General features: G+C 42.8%; 22 protein-coding genes. 1 reads left to right on the top strand and 21 read right to left on the bottom strand.

The features are described 5' to 3' along the window. The 7 genes from HMPREF2926_RS02805 to HMPREF2926_RS02775 all read right to left on the bottom strand — a co-directional run bounded on the left by HMPREF2926_RS02805 (window position 1) and on the right by HMPREF2926_RS02775 (window position 10,233). Window positions 1–360 carry a hypothetical protein gene (locus HMPREF2926_RS02805; protein WP_070586361.1) on the bottom strand — a complete coding sequence of 120 codons (360 nt, stop codon included), beginning with the start codon at window positions 358–360 and terminating at the stop codon, window positions 1–3. 16 nt (window positions 361–376) lie between these two features. Beyond that, the gene (gene essC / locus HMPREF2926_RS02800; RefSeq protein ID WP_070586360.1) at window positions 377–4,792 is read right to left on the bottom strand and encodes a type VII secretion protein EssC; all 4,416 of its coding nucleotides are present in this window, start codon (window positions 4,790–4,792) and stop codon (window positions 377–379) included. 3 nt (window positions 4,793–4,795) lie between these two features. After that, a complete protein-coding gene (gene essB, locus HMPREF2926_RS02795; RefSeq protein ID WP_070586359.1) occupies window positions 4,796–6,085 on the bottom strand; it encodes a type VII secretion protein EssB in 1,290 nt (429 codons plus the stop codon). 1 nt (window position 6,086) lies between these two features. Beyond that, window positions 6,087–6,329 carry an EsaB/YukD family protein gene (locus tag HMPREF2926_RS02790; RefSeq protein WP_070586358.1) on the bottom strand — a complete coding sequence of 81 codons (243 nt, stop codon included), beginning with the start codon at window positions 6,327–6,329 and terminating at the stop codon, window positions 6,087–6,089. After that, window positions 6,330–6,785 (bottom strand): type VII secretion protein EssA, encoded by a 456-nt coding sequence (essA, locus tag HMPREF2926_RS02785; RefSeq protein ID WP_003009984.1) that lies wholly within the window; start codon window positions 6,783–6,785, stop codon window positions 6,330–6,332. Next, window positions 6,782–9,805, bottom strand: a complete 3,024-nt coding sequence (gene esaA / locus HMPREF2926_RS02780) for a type VII secretion protein EsaA (protein ID WP_070586357.1) — start codon at window positions 9,803–9,805, stop codon at window positions 6,782–6,784. Before esaA ends, essA begins: the two co-directional genes overlap by 4 nt. Window positions 9,806–9,945: 140 nt before the next feature. After that, window positions 9,946–10,233: a WXG100 family type VII secretion target gene (locus tag HMPREF2926_RS02775; protein ID WP_003016069.1), complete on the bottom strand. Its 288-nt coding sequence runs from the start codon at window positions 10,231–10,233 to the stop codon at window positions 9,946–9,948. Window positions 10,234–10,710: 477 nt separating this feature from the next. Between HMPREF2926_RS02775 and HMPREF2926_RS02770 the strand changes: the two genes are divergently transcribed. Next, the gene (locus tag HMPREF2926_RS02770) at window positions 10,711–11,262 is read left to right on the top strand and encodes a hypothetical protein (protein WP_023919523.1); all 552 of its coding nucleotides are present in this window, start codon (window positions 10,711–10,713) and stop codon (window positions 11,260–11,262) included. Window positions 11,263–11,316: 54 nt separating this feature from the next. On the opposite strand, the gene HMPREF2926_RS02765 is transcribed toward HMPREF2926_RS02770, so the two are convergent. The 14 genes from HMPREF2926_RS02765 to HMPREF2926_RS02700 form a co-directional block, all read right to left on the bottom strand. Further along, window positions 11,317–13,167, bottom strand: a complete 1,851-nt coding sequence (locus HMPREF2926_RS02765) for a proline--tRNA ligase (protein WP_023919525.1) — start codon at window positions 13,165–13,167, stop codon at window positions 11,317–11,319. Window positions 13,168–13,182: 15 nt separating this feature from the next. Continuing rightward, on the bottom strand, window positions 13,183–14,442 hold the full coding sequence (gene rseP, locus HMPREF2926_RS02760; RefSeq protein ID WP_049523159.1) for an RIP metalloprotease RseP: 1,260 nt from the start codon (window positions 14,440–14,442) through the stop codon (window positions 13,183–13,185). A 36-nt stretch (window positions 14,443–14,478) separates the two neighbouring features. After that, on the bottom strand, window positions 14,479–15,282 hold the full coding sequence (locus HMPREF2926_RS02755) for a phosphatidate cytidylyltransferase (protein ID WP_023919527.1): 804 nt from the start codon (window positions 15,280–15,282) through the stop codon (window positions 14,479–14,481). 9 nt (window positions 15,283–15,291) lie between these two features. Then, on the bottom strand, window positions 15,292–16,041 hold the full coding sequence (locus HMPREF2926_RS02750) for an isoprenyl transferase (protein ID WP_049523160.1): 750 nt from the start codon (window positions 16,039–16,041) through the stop codon (window positions 15,292–15,294). Between the two features lie 154 nt (window positions 16,042–16,195). After that, a complete protein-coding gene (gene yajC, locus HMPREF2926_RS02745) occupies window positions 16,196–16,522 on the bottom strand; it encodes a preprotein translocase subunit YajC (RefSeq protein WP_070586356.1) in 327 nt (108 codons plus the stop codon). Between the two features lie 156 nt (window positions 16,523–16,678). Next, the gene (locus tag HMPREF2926_RS02740) at window positions 16,679–16,924 is read right to left on the bottom strand and encodes a hypothetical protein (protein WP_070586355.1); all 246 of its coding nucleotides are present in this window, start codon (window positions 16,922–16,924) and stop codon (window positions 16,679–16,681) included. Between the two features lie 225 nt (window positions 16,925–17,149). Further along, on the bottom strand, window positions 17,150–19,279 hold the full coding sequence (locus tag HMPREF2926_RS02735) for an AAA family ATPase (protein WP_023919529.1): 2,130 nt from the start codon (window positions 19,277–19,279) through the stop codon (window positions 17,150–17,152). Window positions 19,280–19,635: 356 nt separating this feature from the next. After that, window positions 19,636–19,935 carry a hypothetical protein gene (locus HMPREF2926_RS02730; RefSeq protein ID WP_070586354.1) on the bottom strand — a complete coding sequence of 100 codons (300 nt, stop codon included), beginning with the start codon at window positions 19,933–19,935 and terminating at the stop codon, window positions 19,636–19,638. 18 nt (window positions 19,936–19,953) lie between these two features. Further along, complete coding sequence (locus tag HMPREF2926_RS02725; protein ID WP_049474433.1) at window positions 19,954–20,334, bottom strand: hypothetical protein; 381 nt, start codon at window positions 20,332–20,334, stop codon at window positions 19,954–19,956. Further along, window positions 20,313–21,914 carry an alpha/beta hydrolase family protein gene (locus HMPREF2926_RS02720; protein ID WP_070586353.1) on the bottom strand — a complete coding sequence of 534 codons (1,602 nt, stop codon included), beginning with the start codon at window positions 21,912–21,914 and terminating at the stop codon, window positions 20,313–20,315. Before HMPREF2926_RS02720 ends, HMPREF2926_RS02725 begins: the two co-directional genes overlap by 22 nt. A gap of 1 nt (window position 21,915) precedes the next feature. Beyond that, entirely contained in the window at window positions 21,916–22,302 is a 387-nt protein-coding gene (locus HMPREF2926_RS02715; protein ID WP_070586352.1) for a DUF1310 family protein, read from the bottom strand. Window positions 22,303–22,488: 186 nt separating this feature from the next. Then, the gene (locus tag HMPREF2926_RS02710; RefSeq protein ID WP_070586351.1) at window positions 22,489–22,887 is read right to left on the bottom strand and encodes a DUF1310 family protein; all 399 of its coding nucleotides are present in this window, start codon (window positions 22,885–22,887) and stop codon (window positions 22,489–22,491) included. A 108-nt stretch (window positions 22,888–22,995) separates the two neighbouring features. Continuing rightward, window positions 22,996–23,760 carry an amino acid ABC transporter ATP-binding protein gene (locus HMPREF2926_RS02705; RefSeq protein WP_070448946.1) on the bottom strand — a complete coding sequence of 255 codons (765 nt, stop codon included), beginning with the start codon at window positions 23,758–23,760 and terminating at the stop codon, window positions 22,996–22,998. 19 nt (window positions 23,761–23,779) lie between these two features. Then, window positions 23,780–24,466: an amino acid ABC transporter permease gene (locus tag HMPREF2926_RS02700; RefSeq protein ID WP_070586350.1), complete on the bottom strand. Its 687-nt coding sequence runs from the start codon at window positions 24,464–24,466 to the stop codon at window positions 23,780–23,782. Between the last annotated feature and the right edge of the window lies 1 nt (window position 24,467).

The raw sequence follows: 24,467 nt of genomic DNA, 5'->3' as shown, positions 1-24,467 counted from the left end.
TTACCTCCTACTTATCTTCCTATCCATTTTTTCATATTCTTCTCGAGCAATTGCATCTGTAAGTTGTGTATCTAATGATCTCCTCACTGCGTCCAATCTTATAATCTCTGCATTGATAGCATCAATTGTAGCTTGTTTATATGTTTTATCAAGATCCTCTCTTCCGTCAACGATAACCTTACTTTCCTGAAGTCTTTGTTCGTCATATTTTGTTCCAAACACATGCAACTTTTCATAGCCTTCCATTACATCATCTACGTTAAGATCCACACCTTGAACTTTAGTTAGTGCACTTCTCAAAGCTTGAACCTTTTGATCAACCTGTGCTATCTGGCTTTTGAGATTACTTACTTCACTCATTTTCACTTCCCTTTCTTTAGTCAATAAATACTTTTATAGTTTGAGCTATGCCATCTACAACAAAATAATTCACTTGTTTTGGTAACACTGGTTCTCTTAATGTTTTATTTAAAATATTGATAAGTTGCTGATCATTTTGTCTCACTGCTAAAATAGCCTGTTTATAATTTCTAATTGCTTTTGATGCTATATCAATCTTACGCACTAGACCTGGTGTAGCTAATACTGCGGTTAGGAAACCAACCTGATGACCTTTTTCAAAAAGTTTAGCAAGAATTCTAATGTCCTCATCATTTAACAAATCAACAATTTCAGATAAGTTATACACAATAAAAGTTGTTGTGTAATTTGTCTCATTTTCCGCAAATCGATCATCCATTTTAACCGAAATAGTTTGAATCATTTCATGTAATTTCTCTTTATCTGAAATTAGTGTTACAGAAGAATCAATATTATTTATTTGATGATATTCTGGTGCGAGTATAATTGTCTTTTTACCAAGTTTTACACTCATCGAAGCAAGATGTTTTGTAATTTGTGACATTTGTTCTTCTTTTTCAAGAATATAAGCCAAATGACCTCGTTTTACATTCCATCCCATTGCCTTCGCAGTTTCCATGTCTAACCCAACAGGAATTTCACCTTCATCCAGCAAGGCTGCTACATCCTCACGTCCGTAGAAGGCTGCTTCTGTCAACTCATCTGGCACCATTGGGATGCCTGCTGGGGTGCGACCTGTCCACATCTCTTTGAGGCTTTGGACTTGGTCGCGGAGGTTGTTGATGATTTGGATATCATTGTCCCCTGCGACTGGTAGAGCGAACTGGACGACATCGACTTCGTCACGTTTCATGAGGGCGCGTCCCTTGATGTCTTCCATCGTGGCTGCTAGTGGGGTTGCTCCCACGATACCACGGACTTCAGAGATATCATTTTGTGGCAAGGTCAGCTGGTGCTTGAAGTTTGAATAGAGCTGAGCCCGTAGGTTGTTCTGACGGCTAGCTGTGATAATCAAGTGCACACCAATGCTGAGACCTTCACGGGAGATCCGCATGAAGAGCTTGAAGAGGTCTGTCTCATAAGGCTCATCCTTCATCGACTCATAGCTATCCATGAGGATGATCATGGTTGGCTCTTGCTTGCCGGTCACTTCACGGTAGAGGGCGATGGTGCCGACACCATGCTCAGAGAGGAGCTTCTTGCGGCGATCCAACTCGTGGTTGATGATCCGGATGAATTTCTGGATTTTTTCCGTCTGATCGAGCAAGAGACTATCTGCCACATGTGGCAATTGGCTTAGCGGTGCTAGACCATTGGTTCCGAAATCAAGCAGGTACATGGTCAGATTTTCTGGGCTCTGCTTGCGAGCCAGATCCATAGCTGCTGTCTGTAGGAAAGTGGTCTTTCCTGTACCTGGACTTCCGTAAAGGAGGATGTTCCCATCTTTTGACAGATCGATGGCGACAGCTTCTTGCTTTTGCGCCTGCGGGATATCGGCTACCCCGATCAGGACGCTTGGAGCTGTCCGTTTTTGCCAAGCCTCGATCGGCACGACCTTGTCCAACTCATCCAGCGTGATCCGCTCTTTGAGCGGAGGCAACCATGGTTGGGCCACAGCTGCGATGCCTTCTTGTTGGTGCAAGTGGTTGATTTCTTGCACGATGACATCCAGTTCTGTCGGCACTTCCTTGATTTCTTCTGCCATATCCAGACCGGATAGGTCTTGGTTGAGGACTTCGTATTGGCCCAGTTCATTAATCAAGTAGATGGTATGGTCTTCGATCCCTAGCTGCTCCTTTTCAGGCTGGTAGTCTGCTCCAGACCAAGCGGTTTGGAAGAGTTCATAGACTTCGTTATTCCCGACTTGGAGATAGGCACGACCTGTCTGGGTGATCTCAGCTGCATCTGCTGTCCGCAGCATCTCCATGGAGTCCCCACGGTCAGCCACCTTGAGAGCTAGCTTGAAGCGGGAGTTGGACCAGATCTGGTCATCCACGACCCCAGAAGGTTTTTGCGTCGCAAGGATCAAGTGCACCCCGAGGGAACGCCCGACACGCGCGATAGAGACCAACTCCTTGATGAAGTCTGGTTGGTTGACCTTGAGTTCGGCGAACTCATCACTGATCAAGAAGAGGTGAGGCAGCGGTTCGGTCGCTTCACCCAGTTTAAATTTCTTTTGGTATTGGTTGATATGGTTGACCCCATATTGACCAAAGAGCCGCTCCCGACGGTGGATCTCCGCATTAATAGAAGCCAAGGCCCGCATGGACTGGGCCCCATCCAAGTTGGTGATGGTCCCCAGCAAGTGAGGCAGATCCTTGAAGAGGTTGGCCATTCCCCCACCCTTGTAGTCGATGAGGAGGAAAGCCACATCGTGTGGGTGGAAGTTGACGGCCAGGCTCAGGATATAAGACTGAATGGTTTCAGACTTCCCAGAACCAGTTGTCCCTGCGATCAAGCCGTGTGGTCCATGGGCTTTTTCATGGAGATTGAGGTAGACCAAATCGTCCTTCCCGCGCAGACCAATCGGTACGGCCAAACTTTGGTAAGGGGCATGGCTCTCCCAACGACTCAAGACCTTGAGGTCATTGAAAGTTTCCGCCTGGTACATTTCAAGGAAGGTCACCGAGTCCGGAATCGAGCTCTTGAGCTGTTGAATATGCTTGAGAGGTGCAAGGCCACGCGAGATGGCTTCCTTGTCATAGCCTTCAGGGAAGTGATCCAATTGGAAGTCGAGCTCCCGAAGAACCCCTTCTTGCAAGAGCAATTGCCCTTGGTTGCGGTCCTTGATAGAGATAACCGTTTGGATATTTTCAGAAAGAGATGAGAGCACGTCTGCTACATAGATGATGGAGCAGCCCAGCTCTGTCGGATCCTCACGGAAGAACTCCATGATGACATGGTCCAAAATCAAGGTTTCATCGGTGATGAGGACCACATAGTGAGGGTGGAAGATCTTGGTGTCATTGGCTTTTTCTTCCTCCTTTTGCGCCTTTCGGAGTTTGAGGATCTGGTTGAGACTGTTCAAGACCTGATCGCGTGTCCGCTGATTGTAGACAAAGCTACGGACATTCATGTCTTGCAAGGTCGCATGAGGTAACCAGCGCATCCAATCCCAGCTTTCTTTTTCCTCTTCTGGAATGATCGGAATAATAGTCAGATCATGGTAAGAGTGAAAGACAGCCAATTGGGCAACGAGGAGTTGCAACTGCTCGAGCACGATGGGACGAGGGCCGACATACCCTACGGGACCCCGATTGAGGCTGGCTACAATCGGAAGATTGTCGATTTTTTGATGAGCTTGGAACAGGGCGTAGCCTTCTTCTTCCAAGACATCTTTCTTCCCACTGCGTTCTTCCTGACCATATTTGAGCTCATAGCTGGTTGGAACCTTGCCCAAGCCCAAACGATAGGCCAAAAAGTCAAAATGAAGCGGTGTTTTTTCGTAGATCCGCGAGTCATAGCGTTTGACCATCTTAGTCAAGTCTGCAATCGCCGGGAAATGGTAAAACATGCCTTCTCGTTGCTTACGAGATAGCTGTTCCAAGTCCTTGGCCTTGTCCTTGAGATAGAGATGGTAGAGCTCCACGCGCTCTTTCTTATCTTCTTTATATTTCTTACGATTCTTGAAAAATCCTTGTACTGAAAAGATCACACTGACCACAGACATGGATACCGTCGCGATGATATAGAGCCCCCGCGGTTGGAAAATGGTGATCAAGAGGGTCACCCCAACCATGATGAGGGGGGGCATGATCAACTTCAAGAGTTCATCGGAAGGTTTTTGGGGTTCCGCACCCGGAGGATTGATCAGGATCTTGTCTTCTGAGCTCCGGTAGATGATCCGCGGAGACCGGTGGTACTCTGGGTAGTCCTTGTAGAAGTCGTAACGCGAATGCAAGCGAGGCACCAGATAAGGACTCACTTCGACAGTCCCTTCCACGCCAAATTCTTCCGGATAGAGCTTAAAGGTCACATCTTCAATAGCCAGCTCATCCCCAAAAGCCAGTGGAAACGTCGCTTCAGTGACGAGTTTGTGGTTATGGTAGAGTTTTCCTGATAGGAGCTGACAAGCCCAGGTCTGGTCTTTTTTCACAAGGAGAAAGCGCACTGGATAGTGCAAGCGCACATCCGCACCTTGCTCATCTGCTACCAGGATTTCTTCCTTGTCGAGCAGCTCATAGGTATGGACTTCTCCTGTCGCCAAGTAGCAGACCACATCTCCAAGGATCTTGCTATTTTCAAGCACGCCCTTGTCTTCCCCATATTGGTAAAAGACTTCTCCTTGACTCCATTGGAAATGAAGGGGGTTTTCTTGCGAAGAAATGGTCAACTGAGCCGTTTCTTGATTCGATACGGTTGCTGTTTTTCCCTCTTCTAGCGCTAGCTCATAGCGAAAGCCTTTTTTATAGAGTATGATACGTTTTTTCATAGACTACTCCTTGTGGTCGCTAGACTCAGTCGAGCTTGCAGTTGTAGAAGACGAGCTTTCTGTTGAGGAACTTTCTGTAGACGAAGCTGTTGTTGAGCTGCTAGTGGAAGCTTTGGTTTCATCTGTCTCTGCTTCCAAGAGTTTAGAGCGGGCATCCCAATATTTCTTGTATTCGCCCTCAAGCTCAGAGAGTTTTTTCTCGCGCTGTTCACCAGAGAGTTTTTCGCTATCACGTGTCGCCTTGATTTCTTTACGAAGGGCATAGATAATCAAGTCTGAATCGTCGATCCGTTTGGCTGTATCCAGCGCTTGGGTAAAGTCATGACGACCGATATAGATCCAGTAGTGGAGATAGAGGCTGTCTGACTTGAGCGTAACATTGTTAAGGATGACCTTCTTTTGGTCCTCTGAAAAATTCAAGCCTTGCAAGTAAGACGTCGCCAACTCATATTTCTGTGTCGTTGGAAGACTGCTTGGAGCTACTCCCTCCAACTCATCGATCACACCGGTATAGTCTACCTTGAGATAGGCTGTATCCGCTTGAAGCAACTTTTCTTTAAAGGGTGCTTGGAAAAAGACCAAATAAATCAAAGGCAAGAGTAAGAGGGCCACTACAGCTGAAAGCCATACTGTTGCCAACTTAAAGATTCGGTGTTGACGACTTGAAACCAAGGTCAAGGTCTTTTCTTCCTCTTCCTTGCGCTCTTTGTAGGCTTTCTCTAAGAGAGCTTTCATCTCTTCTAAGCTAGCGGCATCACGGATTTCCACCAAGAAATCAGGTAGATCTTCTAATTCAAGTGTGCCTTGATAGAGCTCCATGAAATCCCAGTCCCCAAAAAGAGTGACCGCATAGCACTTGGCCTGACGCAAGAATTCAACCTGATCCCACTTGCGTGGCACCATCATCCCCGGCACCCCGCGATAAGCGATCTTGACCTGCGCATCCTTGGTCACAAATAAATTGATGGGATGCAACATAAAGGTCACCGGAAGCTCCAATGCAGGCGCTAAATCCAAGACATTGATAGCTAGACGCAGACGGTCTGATACTGGTAATGCCTGGATTTCTTCAGCACTCAAGCCTAGCGCATCTGTCTGATAGGTCAGATGAATCTGGTCTTGATCCGCTGTCATGCTTTGCTCTAAAAACAAGGGATGATGGAGATCCAAAATCCATAAATTGCGTAAATCCTGGCTATCCACTTCTGAACGCTTGAGGTCCAGCCGCCAGCTCGTTTCTTCTTTTTCAAAACGGAAGACTTGTTCTTCCAGTGTAAATTGTTCTTCTTTCACCTTACCACTCCTCAATCTCGATCAGATCACCACTCGTGATCGGATACTCTTGTACCACCTTGCCTTCATCTAGCAAGATGCCCTTATTTACCACGCGCAACTGATACTTGCTTCTAGGCTCCCTGGCAGATCCAAAGATCTGATCCAATTCCCGAATCAAGCGTCGCACCTCCATCCGTGTTGGGATTCGGAGGTCATGGCTTGCACCATTCATACGGAAGGTGACATTGATATGTTGGTCCATTTAGGCCTCTTTTCTATAGATTCGATAGGAAATATAGCCAGCAATCCCAAAGAGAAGGGCACTCCAAGCCAGCATTTGCAAGGCTGGAATAAAATCCGACAGGCTAGCCGAATTGTCCTCCACATTGGACTCGAATTTAGATAATTTTTGATTTTCAGGCTGGAACAGGTCCGCTTCAGGCCCCGTTTTTTTCTTTCCCTTTATAGCAGAAAACAACTGGCCGTCAGAATCGGTCAATTGTTTCTCTTGCTTGCGTTTTTCATCTGCTAATTTTTTCTGATCCTTCTCATTGAAAAGAGACTCAGTCGCATCCAATTGGCCCCCAAGTGTCTTTTCCTGCTCGGTCTCAAGACGTGAGTTGTTGACCTGCAGACGATTATCAATAAAATCATCTGCAGAAACAGCAACTACTGGAATGAGACTAAAGACAAAGAGAAGATACATCATTTTTTTCATAAGCTTGATTCAATTTCCTTTGTTTGAGTAAACTTCTTTGGAATGAAGATATTGGCAACCGCCAAAAGTCCGAAGAAGACCAACAATCCGAAGAAGACGCCGATACCGGCTGTTTGTCCATCAAAGTAACCCGCAAACTGTCCTTCTAAAATAGAAAGGAGGTTGACATTTTTCACCAGTGCTGGAAGGCCTGACAAGGTCGCGGTCGTTCCGATCGCGCTTGATAGGTAGACATAGCTGATCAACATGAAGAAGGCCAGTCCCATTCCAATCACACGGAAGTGTTTCAAGAGAAGGTATTGTAGTTGTACCAAGACAAAGCTTGCTAGAACCGCTAAGAATACCCATGAAGGTACATATTCACGACCAACAGAGAGTTGAATACTTGAAATCATTCCGATCACCAGTCCAAGGATGAGAGAAAGTCCCACAAGGACACCGACAGACAAGAGATCTGATTCTTGCAAACGATCCAATTTGAAACGATCCTTAACCTTACGGATGATTGGCTGAGTCGCAAAGAGATAAGCTGTAAAGAGACTCAAGACTTCCAACATAAAGATCCAGATAAATGGACGGTAGACGTTGATGGTCGCTTTCACAGAAGAAGATTTTTCTGCAACTGGGTTTGACAAGAAGTCAAGCAAGACTTCATTCGGTACTCCGTTTTCATAGGCATTGTTGAAGACTTTACGGAAGGCTTCGACGAAGTTCCCGTTTTCAGACAATTCCTTGTCGAATTCACCCATCAAGCTCTCTGCATTGCTAGACAATTTCTCTGTATTACCTTGGGCTTTTTCCAATTCTTTGTTCAATTGGCTAAAGATTTCATTGGTAGAGTTAGCAGCTTCTACATTGCTACGAGATGAGCTCTTAACGCCTTCTGTCGAGCTCAATAATGACGTGTATTCAGAACCAAGAGCTGACAAATCTGCATCGGTCTTGGTTTGAGCCTGTGTCACTGTTTCTTGCGCTTTTGATATCTCTTCTAAACGTTTTTGAAGATCAGCATATTGCGTCAATTGATCATTGATATTTTGGGTTAGAACTTTGTTAGTGTTTTCGATTGCTTGAAGATTGGCCTGCAATTGTGGTCCCAAGTCTTGCAACTGTTTAAGGGTACCATCTAACTGGGCTTTCACACTCTTCGTTGCATCCCCAGATTCATCCGTTTCAATACTCTTACGGTAGTCCTTCATGTTACTTGAAACAGCAGCCTTCACGATGTCGACCAAAGCGTTTGTCAAATCCATATCTTCGATTGGATCATAGAGTGAATGACGAACATGGTTGTCATCTTCTGGATAGTAGGCATCGATCAATGCTCCTGCGCGTTGATAATCCAAGGCGATTTCACTAGCTTTCGATGCATAGTTAGCGACAGCTGTTTTCAATTCATCTGCAGATACAGTCACACTGGTTGAAGAAACTCCATTCACAAGAACTTCAACATCAATCGCGCTTGGCATAGCTCCTCCATCTTCAACAAGGTGAATTTGAATTTGTTTGCCATCTTTCAGTTCAACTTCCTGCTCACCACTGCCTGCATAAGTCTGTCCATCATAGGTCCAAGTATCAACCTTGACTCCGGCAGGTACTTGAATGCTAACTTTTTGTTTTCCAGATTTAGCATTAAGGACATCCGCAACTGCCGTTGATTTGGCATCCACTTCTGCAGCCAATTTTTTTAAGTCATCGGCGTTCCCTTTTGGATGCGCCTTTGTTCCAGCAAAAGCACTATCAAAATTAATCGCTGCGTTGAGATTTCCATACTTATTCAAATTCAGACTAGCAGGATCTAAAGACGGAAGTTTTTCAATTGCTTGACGAATGTCATCATCCGCTTTATCTCGAGCCTTGCTGATAGTTTCGATTTTTGGCTTTCCAAGCAAGGTACGAAGAGTGACTTTGTCTCCTTCATTTAGACCATAGTAGTCAAGGATCTTCGCTTTTACAGAAGACTCGATGTTCTTTTCGTGCTCATCTAATTTGTCGCGTTCTGCCTTGATCCCTTTTTCAAGGTCTGCCACACGATCATTCACATCTTTTGTCAAGCCTGCATAGGTCTTGGTACCTGAAGCATCTCCTGCTGTTTCAGTTGGTTGACTCAATTGTTTGGTAATTGCTTCTTGGTTTTGTTGTAGATTCTTATACAACTCTTGAGTCTTTTCACTGACAACAGACTGGTTCATAGACATCAGCTGGTTCATGAACTCTTCATGGCTGATCTTATCCTCAGAGCGTTGCTTGATCAATGTGTCGAAGTTTTGACCGTACTGATCCTGAGATTGGGTCAATTGATCAAAAGCCTGTGTATAAGACTCAAGGACTGTCTTCAAGGCATTGTTCGACTCGACAGATGACGTAGACAAGCTATAGAGACTTGGGAAGATATTCTTGGAATCCAAGGCCGAATCCAGCAAGTTGCTTCGGTAAGAACCAATGTTGGTGGATTGAATTTTGTTACTTGTTTCCACGTTCTTTTGAGCTGTATAAAGGTTGCTCAAAATGCTGACCATATACATATCAACCAACTGGCTATTCAAGTCTGAAACGATATCTTTAGCGACTTTATTGGCCTCGTTCTCAACCTGAGAATTCCCAGCCGCATTGACCTTATACGTCACCGTTGTCTTCTCTGCATTAACCGCGTTCACTTCCAAGACCTTCTCTGAGAAATCACTTGGAATAACGATCATCAACTGGTACTTGCCATCTGCAAGCCCTGACTCAGCAGCTCCACGAGGGAGTACAGACCAGTTTTGCGAATTATCCCGTTCGATATTCTTTACATAGCTAGCCCCAAGGTTATATTCTTTATCATTCAGCTTGACCGCCTTGTCTTCATTGACAACCGCAATGTTGAGCTTAGTGTTTTCCGTTGTTTGCACGGTCTTGGCTTCGTTTTGCTTTTGGTCCTTTTGAACCGTCGTATAAAGACCCACGACAGATCCCATCAAAAGGAGCACAACCGCACTCTGACCGATGTATTTTAACCATTTTTTATTTTTAACTTCCATACCTTTTCCTTTTTCTAATTCATAGATACAAAATAGGGGTTAGGAATTAAGAATCTAACCCCTATTTTCTATATATCAAAAGACAAAAGGGTGATCTACCTACAAGAAGTAAGATCACCTCCAAGACTATCTTAGTTATCTTAGTGGATTTGTGCAGCGATATCTTGGTCAGTTTGTTCAACGATATCAGCAACTTTGATCAATTGACCGTTGATGTCTTCCAACAATTGAGCGAATTGTTTGATTTTTGGAGACAATTCGTTGAATTGTGCTTCAAAGCTATCAAATGCAGATCCATCCCAGTTTGCGTCGATGACTTGTTGTTCATGAGTCAAAGTAGTAAGGATTTGATCGATTTCTTGAGAACCTTGTGCATAACGTTGTGCTGAAGCACGTAGGTCTTCTGGAGTTAATTTAATTTGAGCCATATGTTTCTCCTTTTGGGCTGATACCCTTATATTTTTTTCATAAACAATACATTTTAGTACGAATTAGTAAAATGCCAGATAACTGTATATTTTACCTTTTTCTCCCTGTTTGTATTATTTACTTAAAAATATCTTAATGAAATATTGCCAGAATGTCAAGTTTAGAGGACTAACTGATAAAACATTGTAACTTTGTTACAATTGTGTAACATTTTGTCATAAAACTGTAATATATTTCCCGAATTCCTTGCCCCAGTAGTCTCCAACTAGTATTATTTCTGGAAAGAAAAGAAGACACTCTGTCCTTTTATATTAACTCAACACATAGATAAAAGTTGTTGATTTTAGGTGTTTTTAAAAGCAAATTTCGATGACTTTTGTATATTTTTTCATTTTTAAAACTTTTATGGTATAATGAAACCTGTTCAAAACTTGTTTCATACAAGATCGAACACCATTAACCTATAAGGAGTATATATGAAAAAATTTCTACTTGTCTCTGTCTGTCTACTAGCTCTTACCGCTTGTAGCCAAGGCCAACAAGGCAAAGGGACTACTAACGCTTCTTCCAAGCAAGAGGCCACTCAAACCAAAAAGGAGCAAGTCCAAAACAAGACCTTTGTTAGTGACCTCGGCGATCACCACCAAAACAAAATTCAAATCGGCTACAAAAAAGATGAAATTGTCTCTTTTACTTTTCTTAGTTTTGAACCCATTTCCTCAGATTTGCAAGACATGGATCTTTCCGAGTTAAAGGAAATCTACCAAGAAGAATTAGAACATAGCGATATCTATAAAAGCTTAAATGGCAAGCCTGGTCTTAGCTTCCGCATTCAAATTTCGAAAGATAAACAATCCTATGCCAAGGTCTTACAAGCTGACTTCTCAAAAATCAAGAAAGATGAGTTTGCTTCCATCTACGGGGATCAAGGGGAGGAAGAAAGAGCCGAGTTCAAGAAATACCTCAATGGCAAACCTCAAGATCTCTTTACCTATTTCAAAGATCAAGGCCTCAAAGAAGAAAAATAAAAAGAGCTTCCTGAGTTTCATCACCACACTGGTGAGAGCTCAGAAAGCTTTTTCTTATTTGTTCAAGATTGAAAGAGTTTCAAGGAGATTGTCCGCATGAACTTCAATGGTATCTCCTGTCGCTTTGATTTTCACTTCAACGATGCCTTCAGCTGCTTTCTTACCAACTGTTACGCGGATTGGAAGTCCAATCAAATCACTATCGCTGAATTTGACACCAGCGCGTTCATTTCGGTCATCCACCAAGACTTCGTAGCCTTTATTCACCAAAGCTTCTTCGATCCGATCGGTCAAAGCAAGGCTTGCTTCATCCTTGACATTGACTGGAATCAAATGCACATCAAATGGCGCCAATTCTTTAGGGAAGTTAATCCCCCAAGCGTAACGGTATTCCCCTTTTGGAGTCTTATTGACAAAGAGGCGTGCATGTTGCTCCATAACAGCTGAAAGAAGACGGCTGACACCGATTCCGTAGCAGCCCATGATGATCGGAACTGCACGACCGTTTTCGTCCAAGACATCTGCTCCCATGCTAGCGGAGTAGCGTGTACCGAGTTTGAAAATGTGACCGATTTCGATCCCACGTGCAAAGTTCAAGAACCCTTTCCCATCTGGTGAGATTTCGCCTTCACGAACTTCACGGATATCGACGTATTCTGCAGTAAAGTCACGTCCTGGGTTGACACCAGTCAAGTGGTAGCCTGTTTCATTGGCACCGACTACTGCATTACGGCTGTCTTGGACCTTGCGGTCTGCGATAATCTTAACATTTTCAGGAAGATCAACTGGACCGAGAGAGCCAAAATCAGCTCCTAATAATTCTTTCACTTCCACTTCGGTTGCAGGTTCAAAGAAGTCTGCGCCGAGGTGGTTTTTCAACTTCACTTCATTGAGCTGATCATTACCTACGAGAAGGGCAACAACAGGCTCACCATCTGCGATGTAAACCAAAGTCTTGATAGTAGCTTCTTCTGGAACATTCAAGAATGCAGCTACTTCATCAATCGATTTGACACCTGGTGTTTCCACGCGTTTCACTTCTTCTTCCGCTACAACACGGTTACTTGGCTTGTATTCGTTAGTAGCCATTTCCAAGTTGGCAGCATAGGTGGATTCACTTGAATAGGCAATGGTATCTTCACCAGAGACCATCCATTTGAGCAATTCTGCTTTGATTTCTTCTTGGACTTCTGCTGGGATCTCATCAAAGGAAGCCACTGATTTGTCTAAAACAACCCAACGATCCAAGTCTGTACGAGCAGGTGTAACAGCCATAAACTCTTGGCTATCTTTTCCGCCCATGGCACCACCATCACCGATGATGGCTTTGTAGTCGATGCCACTGCGTGTGAAGATCCGCTCATAAGCTGCCTTGTATTCATCATAAGTAACGTCCAAGCTATCGTAGTTAGCATGGAAGCTATAACCATCTTTCATGATGAACTCACGGGTCCGAAGAAGACCGTTCCGTGGGCGTTTTTCATCGCGGTATTTTGGTTGAATTTGGTAGAGATTCAACGGCAATTGTTTGTAAGATTTTACGGAGTCGCGCACAATAGCGGTAAAGGTTTCTTCGTGAGTTGGACCTAAGATAAAGTCAGAGCCTTCACGGTTTTTCAACTTATAGAGGTCTTCCCCGTAAGTTTCGTAACGACCAGATTCACGCCAGAGATCCGCACTCAAAAGGGCTGGAGCAAGCATTTCTACTGCTCCAATTTTTTCAAATTCTTGGCGCATGATGCCTTTTGCTTTTTCAATCACTCGATTAGCTAGTGGCAAATACGAATAGACACCAGCTGATACTTGGCGAACATAACCTGCACGCAACATCAAAGCATGGCTAATGACTTGAGCATCGCTTGGCATTTCGCGAAGCGTTGGAATCAACATTTTACTTTGTTTCATGGACAATATCCTTTTCTATTTCAAAAATAATTTCATAATATCATTCCAGGTGACAGCAATCATCAAAATAACCATTACAGCTACACCTGCAAGCGTCATATAGGTTTCTACTTCTTGTTTCAGTGGCTTTCTCCGGACGACCTCGATCAAATTGATCAAGATTTTTCCTCCATCCAAAGCTGGAATCGGGATTAGATTGAAGATCCCAATATTAATAGAGAGCATGGCCATAAGAGATAAGACTGCCGGAATCCCTAATTGAGCAGCTTGTGAGCTGGCATTGTAGATGGCAACCGGACCACCCAGTTTATTGAGACTAAAGTGGAAAATGATATCTTTCAAAGCTCCCAGAATCCGTGTCGCTGTATTCCAGGTATCTGTAAAACCAGACAAGAGTTTATCCACAAATCCTGTCTTGAGGCCATTTGTCACACCCAGATAGTAACGATTCCCTGACTTGGTTGGCTTCACTTTGACTTCTTTTTCTTGGCCGTCTGTTTTGACTTTCAGGGTCAATTCAGGAGCCGTCTTGCTGTCCTTAGTTGCTTTCTCAACAGCATCTGTCAGCTCATCCCAGTTGCTAACGGTATCGTTGTTGACTTGAAGGATCTGAACAGTACTTTTGACACCGACCTTAGCCAGCGCCCCATCGGGTGCCACCTGAACATTGTTGCTGTAGTAGTCAATCGCACCACCACGCATAAAAGCTAGAAGTGAGTAAACGACAATACTGAGGATAAAGTTGTTCATAGGACCCGCAAAGTTGGTGATCAACCGTCCCCAAATGCTGGCATTCTGATACTGAACATCTCTCGGCGCAATCCGCACTTCCGTCCCATCTTCCTCAACGATGGTCGCATCATGATCAACACTATAAGTCTTGGTCTCATCGAGAACCAAACCCGTAATTTCCAGTTTGTCTTCAAAGTCAAACTGGGTAACATTCATGGGAAGGGCTGTCTGATCCAGATTCTTTCCTGAAAGATTGATCCGGACGACCTTGCCAGCCTCATTTAGCGTCAAGCTAACAGGCGTTCCGGTTTTAATCTCAGTTGTATCCTCACCCCAGCCAGCCATACGAACATAGCCACCTAAAGGTAGAATGCGAATCGTATAGGCTGTTCCATCTTGACCAATATGGGCAAAGATCTTGGGACCCATCCCAATCGAGAATTCTCGCACCAGGATGCCCGATTTTTTTGCAAAATAGAAATGACCAAACTCGTGAACGAGAACGATCACTCCAAAAATAACAATAAAGGCAATAAACTGCATCGTTCTATACGTGGTTTCCTTTCTATCTCTTCTGTCTTAGAACAAGCCCAAGAAATGCATCAAGGGAAAGACAAAGATCAAACTATCAAAGCGGTCTAGAACACCACCATGTCCTGGAATAAATTTCCCAGAATCTTTCACACCGAAGTGGCGTTTAATCGCACTCTCTACCAGATCTCCAAACTGACCTGCGATACTAAAGAGGATGGTAAAGAAGATCATCGCAAGAAAACCATGTCCACCCGCCACAGAACGATCCACGATCATATAGATCACAGTTACCGCAACTGCAGACAAGATTCCCCCAAGACTGCCTTCAATCGTTTTATTAGGAGAAACCGCAGGCATGAGCTTGCGTTTCCCAAACCGACTTCCTACTAGATAAGCACCTGAATCTGTAGCCCAAACAATAAAGAGGGCCAATAAGACCTTGTCAATACCAGCAATTCGCGCATCTACTAAGGAATGGAAACCAAGTCCAACATAAAAGCTAGACGCAATGGGATAGACCACATCTTCATAATTGTAATTCTGAGCAAGAACAGTTGTTCCCATGAGAATCAAGACAACCAAACCATAAGCAATCATATTGCCATCTGCTGGAAGGTAAGGGAGGTAGTCCTCGATCGGCAAAGTCAGGACAAAGGCCGCTAACATGGCTAGCGCTCCTTCAAAGGTCGCTGTCTCAAGCCCCTTCATTTTGAGCAATTCATGAACCCCTAGCATGGCGATCAAGCCAATCACAATCTGAAAGAACACCCCTCCAACCATTACTGTTGGAATGAAAAAGAGCAGGGCAATTCCTCCAAAAATCACACGTTTTTGTAAATCTTTCGTCATCATCTTCTCCTAAACACCGCCAAATCTCCGGTGGCGATGGCTATATTCTACTACAGCACTTCGTAGTGCTTCCTCTCCAAAATCTGGCCACATCACATCTGTGAAATACAACTCACTATAAGCAGCCTGCCAAGGAAGGAAATTACTCAAACGGATCTCTCCGCTGGTACGAATAATCAAATCCGGGTCCCTTAGGACACGTGGCAAACTCTCGGTATAGAGAGAATCTGCGATCATCTCTTCTGTGATATCTTCTGGGCTGAACTTCGCATCCAAGACTTCTTGGGCGATCTGCTTCACAGCCTGAGTGATCTCAGCACGTCCACCATAATTGAGTGCGAAATTCAGGATCAAACCTGTATTGAGATGGGTCATCGCTTCTGCTCTTTCCAAAGCCTCCAGCGTTTCTTTTGGCAATTTCTTGGTATCACCGATCATTTGAATCTTGACATTGTTGCGATGCAATTCGGGGACGAAACGATCATAAAACTCGACCGGCAAGTGCATGATGAACTTGACCTCATCTTCAGGGCGTGTCCAGTTTTCCGTAGAAAAGGCATAGACAGTCAAGACCTGAACCCCCATATTTTTTGCTGCAATCGTCACTTCTTGGAGAGCTTCCATCCCCGCCTTATGACCGAAGACGCGCGGTTGCATCCGCTTTTTCGCCCAGCGACCATTGCCATCCATAATGATCCCAATGTGTTTCGGGACTTCTAAAGGTATCTCGATTTTTTCTTTTTTCTTAAAACGAAACATGTTTTTCTACCTATTTCAATATTTATCGCTTCATTATACCATAAATCCCCATAAAATAGGGACTCTGGCCTCTTTTTTGAACCAGCAGGACTTTCCTTCATCACATCGTCCTATTTGCCCACCAAAAAAGAGGCCCTTGCCTCTTCTTTGATGATTATTCTTCGATGGCTGAATCAGCATCTGAGCTAACACCTTCTGTCGCAGTAGCTGAGATTCCTTCTGATACAGGAAGAACTGTTTTGATCGCTCCCAATTCAAAGGTCAGGTAGACACCATCAACATCCAAGACAACGGTCTTGCGGTCTGTGTCGACTTCATCGATGGTTCCGTACAAGCCACCAATCGTGATGACTTCATTTCCTTTTTGAAGTTTATTCAAACTTTCCATCCGTTTTTGGTACTGTTTCTTTTGGCTACGGCTCATGAAGTACATCAAACCGACCATAAGAACGAGCATAATTAGCAAACTTCCGCCTTGCATATGTTTCTCCTTTAATTTTCATATATGCTATACTATATCAAATTTTGCCCGTCTTTTCAAGTTTTCCCATCCTCTTCAAGCAAAATCAGACTCCAGTCTCAGAGAGGAGGCAAGTTTTGATAAAAAAGAAAAAAACCACGAAAAGTGGGCTACTGACTAGTCAATCGTAATGCCATACTTTTCATGATTCTCATCATACCAATCAATCAAGACCAAAGCCGTTTGATAGGTAATATTTTTGATTTTACTCGTTCCCTTCGTCAAAGTCGCCAAGCTCATTTTGCTGATGTTTGTTTCAGTTGCGACACGATAGCTCGTCAAGCGACCGTCAACCATCAGTTGAACAACGGCTTCCACTTTTCTGTATTCGGGAGTTGAGTAGATATCAATTGTATTGCTCATCTTACTTCCATTCCTCAAATTTTATTCTTGTATAGATTATATACTTATTTTCTTTATTTATTAATAATTTTGCTCAAATTGGATTAATTTCACTAATTATTGATGTTTTTTCACCCCAAATAGGGTCTTTTTCGCCTTATACGGCGAATAATTTCCCCCAGGTGGGAAGAAAAAATAAAGACCGCTATATTATAGCAGTCTCTATTTTTCACAAACTAATTCGCCTTAATCTGCTTGTTTATCAGTGTTTTCTTCCTTCTTTGTGTCTTTTTCTCTGATCACAAGCACACCATCTTCCATGTCTGCTTCGAGATGTTTGGCATCCAAGTTATCCAAGTGGAAGTCTGTGACTTTGTCACGGATTTGTTGTTCAACTACCCGACGGAGTGGACGAACACCCATCACTTCATCATAACCTTCTTCAGTCATGTATTCTTTAGCTGCATCGCTCACTGCCAAGTCGATTTCTTTCTTAGAAAGGGTCTTATTGACATCTACCAACATCAAATCAACAATCTTAGAAAGGTCTTCCTTGCTCAAGTGTGAGAATTCAATGACAGCGTTGAAACGGTTCAAGAATTCTGGACGGAAGTAAGGTTTCAAACGATCCATGAGTTCTGGTTTATCCGCATCTTCTGTCAAGTTAGCTTCGTAACCAAATCCAGCGTTTGAAGTAGCGATAATTACAGTGTTCTTGAAGTTGACCGTATTCCCTTGACCATCTGTCAAACGACCATCGTCCAAAACTTGGAGGAGAAGGGTGATCACTTGAGGATCCGCCTTTTCAATTTCGTCAAGAAGGACGATTGAGTATGGGTTACGGCGAACACGTTCTGTCAAAGTATTGCTGTTGTCATCATAACCAACATAACCAGCTGTTGTACCAATCAATTTAGAAACAGCTGTACGGTCGCTGTATTCTGACATGTCCAAACGGATGATGGCATCTTTGGTTCCGAACATATCAAGAGCCAATTGTTTAGCCAACTCAGTCTTACCGACACCAGTCGGACCTACAAAGAGGAAGCTCCCAATTGGGCGGTTTCCTTCATCAAATCCTGCACGGTTCCGACGGATAGCACGTGCCACTGCTTCAACAGCCTTGTCTTGACCGATAACCTTGGTTTGCAAACGGTGACCCATATCTTTCAAACGTTCGATATCAGTTGCACCCATTTGTGACACTGGAATACCAGTCATCCGTTCTACTGATTCAGCCACATCGTTGATTGTTGCAGTTACCTTATGGTCTTCTGTATGGTTTTCAATTTTCTTTTCAAGTTCTTCGATACGAACTTTTGCTTTCAAAGCTGCTTCGTAATCTTCTTTAGCCGCAGCTTCTTCTTGTTTGGTTTTTTCTTCTTCAATTTCATGTTCCACAGCATGGACATCTGTTACTGGATGTTGGGCTGCCAAGTGAGCGGCTGTCACATCGACCAAGTCAATGGCCTTATCAGGCAAGCTACGTTGTGGAATGTATTGGATCGAATAATCAACCGCTGCTTTCAAAACTTCATCTGGCAAGATGACATTGTGGTGTTTTTCATAAAGATCACGGATCCCTTGGAGAATCTTGAAAGTATCTTCAGCTGATGGAGCATTGACTTTCACTTCGTTGAAACGACGAGCAAGAGCTGCATTCTTCAAGATGGTGTTACGGTATTCATCTTGAGTGGTTGCACCAATGACTGTCAATTCCCCACGTGAAAGAGCAGGTTTGATGATATCCGCAAGACCTTTAGAGCCTTGACCATCACCTGTGCTACCTGCACCAAGGATTTGATGGATTTCATCAAAGAAGAGAATGACATTTCCCATAGCTTTGACTTCTTGGATCAGATTTTGAATATTTTCTTCAAAGCTACCACGGTATTGCGTACCAGCTTCTAGACCAGAAATATCAATCGAGATGATTTCTTTGTTCTTGATAGCAGCTGGAACATCTCCGTTCACAATAGCTTGTGCCAAACCTTCTACAACTGCTGTTTTACCAACACCAGCATCCCCTACAAGGACAGGGTTGTTCTTGGTACGACGAGACAAGATTTCAGCAGTTTCTTGAATTTCTTTATTACGTCCGATGACTGGATCCAATTTTCCTTCACGAGCTTCTTCGGTCAAGTTGCGACCAAGTTTTGCAAGGATCCCATCTTGTTTCATTCCTTTACCTTGATGGTGTTGCACTTGCTCGCTTCCTTCATTTGGAAGTTGACCGGTTTGGCGGTAAATAGCGAATTCTTCAGGTGTCACTTCACGACCGTTGATCATGTAGCGACGGCTTTCAGAACGAAAACCACCCATGTTTCCCATTAGTTGATTGAAAAGATCATCCATATTGTTAAAGTTGTTATTCATATTGTATACCTCTAATTTACATAATTTTAATTCATTCTTGAAAATTAGCAGACCAATTGGCTGCTATTTGATTGTTTACATAATTTTAATTCATTTATTTAATAATAGCCCTACAGGCTAACAGTTTCTATTTTTCCTTTTATCAATTAGTTGTCTTAATTCTGGAAATAGCATATCACCATCTCCTTTCCACTATTGATCTTGTAAACCAGTAGGTTTTTCCAACCTCTTTTTGTTTACATGAATTATTATAACGCAGACTGAATTCTTTGTCAACACTTTTTTACATAATTTTTTAAATTTATTAAAAAAATCTGGAGTCACTCCAGATTCCATATTTAAATAGAAGTTCTTGGCTAGATAGATTTAAATTTACCAGCTTTTTCTTGAATAGCTGTCTGTACATTTTTAGCAAATTGCCCTACCATGGATTGGTCTAGTTGCTTTCCGACCACTTGGACGTCTTCTTCAGCTACTGTTGCAATCGCAGTCAAGCCATCATTGTAACGCTTCTCAACTCCTGCCTTGCAGGTCAATAAAACGGGCGCATAGACAACCCGGATTAAATCTTTTTCAAGTTTCTTTCGGCTTTCGATGATCCTCATCTTATCTTTCATATCTAAATCAAAGAAATCTTTGACTGGACTATCACCCATACTTCCTCCTCTTCTATACTATGAAACTTTATCTTGTGCAAACTCCTCTTCCAGTTGGCGTCTATCTTTCCGGTAGGATTGCCATAAATTCTCTTCCTCGATTTCGATCTGTTTTAAAGCTACTTGTGCAGCTTCTCTAGCTTCGAGATCATACTCTTCGATACAGCGATGGAGGGACTCCCATCCACAACTGACATCAACCTCCTGCTTTTGTAAAAAGGAAGCAGCCATCGCATACTCTTCTTCCAGCATCTGGGTGAAGAGCTGCTGTTTTCTTTCCACTAGGCAACGCTTTTCATCTAGCTCCAAGCGCGCTTTTTGGAACTCTCTTTCCAAGTGATCTAGTTTCTTTTCCTTTTTCGAAAGAGTAGATGAAATTAATAAGCTAGTTGTTCCCACTGGTTCATTTCTCCTGCTATTTCTTGATCTTTTGTTTTTAAGAGTTCAATTCCTGCATTCACTTGCTCGTTTAAAGCATGGAATTCATTCGATAAGGACTGATATGCAGCCAAACGATTGTCGAACCTTTCTCTTACTTCAGTGACAACTGTTTGCCTTGTCGCACCAGCCTGTGCATAGGCCTCTTCTACTTCATCAAGGCTGAGAATGAATCCTTTCGGAACGGTCTGTAATACTTTCTCCAAAGCTTCTAAATCTGTATCCAGTTGTGCCTTAGATTTCTGAGCTTGCTCCAGCCCTTCATCCACTACTCGAATCAGCTCATCAGAAGCCAAGCGCGCCTGCAAAGCATCAAGATAAATCCGTTCACTCGAGCTCAGTCCACCACCTGTTTTTTGCAATTTATCCTTTAGGCGATAGTAAACCTTCATCCGCTCTTCAATGATTTCCTTCCGAGTGATGGCTTCCGTTCCCTTTTCAAGAACCAAATTTCCATTCTTATCATAGATATAACCATGCATCATATGCTGTCGGCCTATATCTTTCAGATTCTTCGTTTTGAGGTGCTTAACAATCCCACTGGATTCCTTGCTTCCAGAATCCTGATAACCCAAGCTAACCAAATCTTTATGGTCAATGTGGTTGTAGATTTTGTACTTCAGCGAATCTATACGCGCTTTTTGCTCGGGTGTTAAGATGGAATAGGCATTAGGACCATTGTATAGATGGACAGTCCCAATATGAGACGCTTCTTCTTCCGTCAAGCAGGCAAGCGCATACTGAATATTCATAGACCCCAGAGAGTGACCGTATAGATCGATCTTGGCATTGGGGTATTTTCGGATCACCTCTTTCAAATGAGCTGCAGCATCTTTAAATTGCGGAGGTGGGAAAGTCCCGTTTTCGTCATTGTATTTTTTTAAAAAAGCAGCTCCCACTAAAGCAGGAAATTTAACCTGTTCTTCGGCAGTTCTTTCTGCAAAAAAGCCGACCACATCTGATGCTTTTTCCTGTACGAAATTGCTGACAGGATTGTCCAGCGCTTTTTTCATAAACCTACCTAAGGGCGTGGCCTCCGGCGGAAGATTAACAGAAGTAGGAATAATCGCATCTTCAAAAGCTTCTACAAAATTATTAAAACTATCCTTAGCCTTATCTCGCGCATAATTCTTCGCATATTCTGTTGCATACTCGCTCGCACCACCAGGGTTCAAAATATTGGAAGCTGCTGGCAAATCTGTCTTTACCCAATCCGTATATGTATCATGGAGTAATTTTTGTGTACTTATTTCAGTTTCAGATCCCTTCATCAAGACAGTCACGTCATGGATTTGGGCACGCGCTTCATCAGAAGCAGTATAGGGGACTGGATCTTCATTAATTCCCATACCATTATTTGTTAATACAAAAACTTGTTCTTCATTTCCATTGGTACTGTCATATATATGAGAAACGTGACCAATGTACTCTTCATTCTTGGGACCAATATCGAATTCCCGTCCAACTTTTATATCCTTTTCATACTCAAGTAGGGCAGCTTTAACATTTTGTTGATCATTAAAATTTAAATTTTCAGCCATTTCAATTTCCCTTCAGAAGGTCGTTCAATTCCTTTGTTTTACCGTAGTATGTCTCTTCATACTTACCAGTAACCGAATCTTCTTGTATAGTTGTACTTAACAATAAATTTTCATTGTCATTGATAATGATTTTGATCATAAGCCCTCCCATCGGATTATAATCTAAATCATCTTTAGAGATTTTATATGATTTTATTTTTCCTTCTGGAGTAAGAGCTTTAGGGTCTAATTTTTTCAACATATTTTCAATCGCTACCTTCATCTTTTGACTCTCTGCGATTTGAATCATTTCTTGTTTTTTGGCAGATTGTCCATTAAAAAAGCTACAGCCTCCTAAGCTCAGGCTAAATACTACCATTATCAACACAATAAATTTACTTTTTTTCATCTTCTTCCCATTCTTTCTTCAGGTTTCTTAGAATTTATTATACAAAATTCTATTCATACCTGAAATGTTACTTTTGTTAAAAAATGTTGCCAAATCGTTACAAGCACTAGCTATTAATGTAACATACCAGCTTTGATCCAGAAATATTTCTATTTTCCTATATTAGGGGTATTTATCTAAATGAGTTTATTTCCCAGTCTCTTCTGCTTTACTTAACAGATCACTTAATTTTGCTGAAATACCGTAACTACCTGTTTCGAACTGTCCTGAATCTTCCATTTGAACAGTCGTATCGATCGTTAACTTTTTATCGCCATTGATAACGAGATAGACATTCATCCCTCCCATTGGATTGTATTCCAATTCACCTTTTATCAGGGTATAGGAGTGAATGACCCCTTCTGAAGTGAAAGCTTTCGGATCGATACTGATTAACAAGTGTTTTATCGCTCGCTCCATTTTCGTGCTTTCTGCGATCTGAATCATTTCCATTCTCTCAGCAGCTTTATCCGTAAATAGACTGCAACCTCCTAGAAACAAAGTCAGTAAAAATAGTAGCATTAATCGTTGTTTTTTATCAGTCATATGTTCCCTCTCACTTATATTATTCGTAATGATTTTTAAAAAATGACCCAATTTTTAAAAATTTTTTCCAGAATCCAAAAAACACACCCTTACTGGGTGTGTCTCTTGTTAAATCATGTATTCGACGCTATAAGTGGCATCGGATAAAATCCGTGAAAGGAATTGTTTGGTTCGTTCTTCTTTTGGACTGTTGAAGAATTCATGGGGTTCGTTTTCTTCGATGATGTGTCCGCCATCCATAAAGATAACGTGGTTAGCCACATCACGCGCAAAGCCCATCTCATGGGTTACGACAACCATGGTCACTCCTTCTTGAGCCAATTGCTTCATAACATCTAAGACATCACCGACCAACTCTGGGTCTAGCGCTGAAGTCGGCTCGTCCAGCAAGATCACGTCTGGTTTCACTGCGATGGCACGCGCGATTCCGATCCGTTGCTGCTGGCCACCTGACAATTGAGAAGGATAGTAATCCTTATATGCGAGGAGACCAACTTTTTCAAGGGCTGATTCTGCCCGTTGGATAGCCTCTTCTTTTGGAATCTTACGGGCTACAACCAGGCCTTCTAAGATATTTTCAAGCGCTGTTTTGTTGGCAAAGAGATTGTAATGCTGGAAGACAAAGGCTGTCTTTTGGCGGATTTCTAGAATCTCTTTTTTGCTGAGTTTGGAGAGGTCATATGCTTTTCCACCTAGGGTTAAGTGACCTGTATCCGCCTTTTCCAAGTGGTTGAGACAGCGAAGGAAGGTTGTTTTTCCTGATCCAGAAGGACCCAAAATAACGACGACATCCCCTTGGTTGACCTTGAGATTAACATCTACTAGGACTTGGTGGTCCTTAAATTTTTTCGATACGTGTTCTACTTCTAACATCTTCTTATTTCTCCTTCTTCTATGCGAGTGTCAAGCGTTTTTCTAAGCGATTGAATCCCCACTGAATCACCCCACAAATGACAATATAAAGAATAAAAATCACGAGATAGGATTCAAAATATTGATAACCATAGGAGGCTTCGACCTTGGCGATGGCGGTGATATCCTTGATGGTCATGACAAAGACAAGGGAAGTTCCTTTGACCAAGTTGATGACCAGGTTACACAAATTTGGAAGGGCTGAACGCAGGGCTTGTGGAAAAACAATGCGGATATAGGCTTGGCGATTGGTCAAACCAATGGCTTGCGCTGCTTCTAGCTGACCCTTATCCACGGTCAGGATGGCTGAGCGTAGAATTTCAGCCAGACTCCCTGTTGTCATCAAGCTAAAGATGATAAAGGCATAGTAAATGGGATTGATCTCAAAGACATTAAAGTGACTGCCCATGCTCTTAAAAAAGCTATTTAAGAGGCTGGGAAAGAGACTATAAAAGAAGAGAATCAAGAGAATCGGAGGCGTCGCGCGGATAAAGGCTAAGTAAATCACTGAGAAACTGCGAACCCCTTTGACCTTATAAATCTGACCGAGTGCCAAAAAGAGAGCTGGAAAAAAACTCAAGAGGATCGATACGACCATGATCAGAAGGGTCACTGGAACACCACCCAAGGTGGCTAGAAATGTTTTACTAATAAAATTGAAATCCATA

The sequence above is a fragment of the Streptococcus sp. HMSC078D09 genome (assembly GCF_001813675.1).
In the GTDB taxonomy this organism is placed as follows: domain Bacteria; phylum Bacillota; class Bacilli; order Lactobacillales; family Streptococcaceae; genus Streptococcus.
This window is presented reverse-complemented; position numbering and strand designations above follow the sequence as displayed.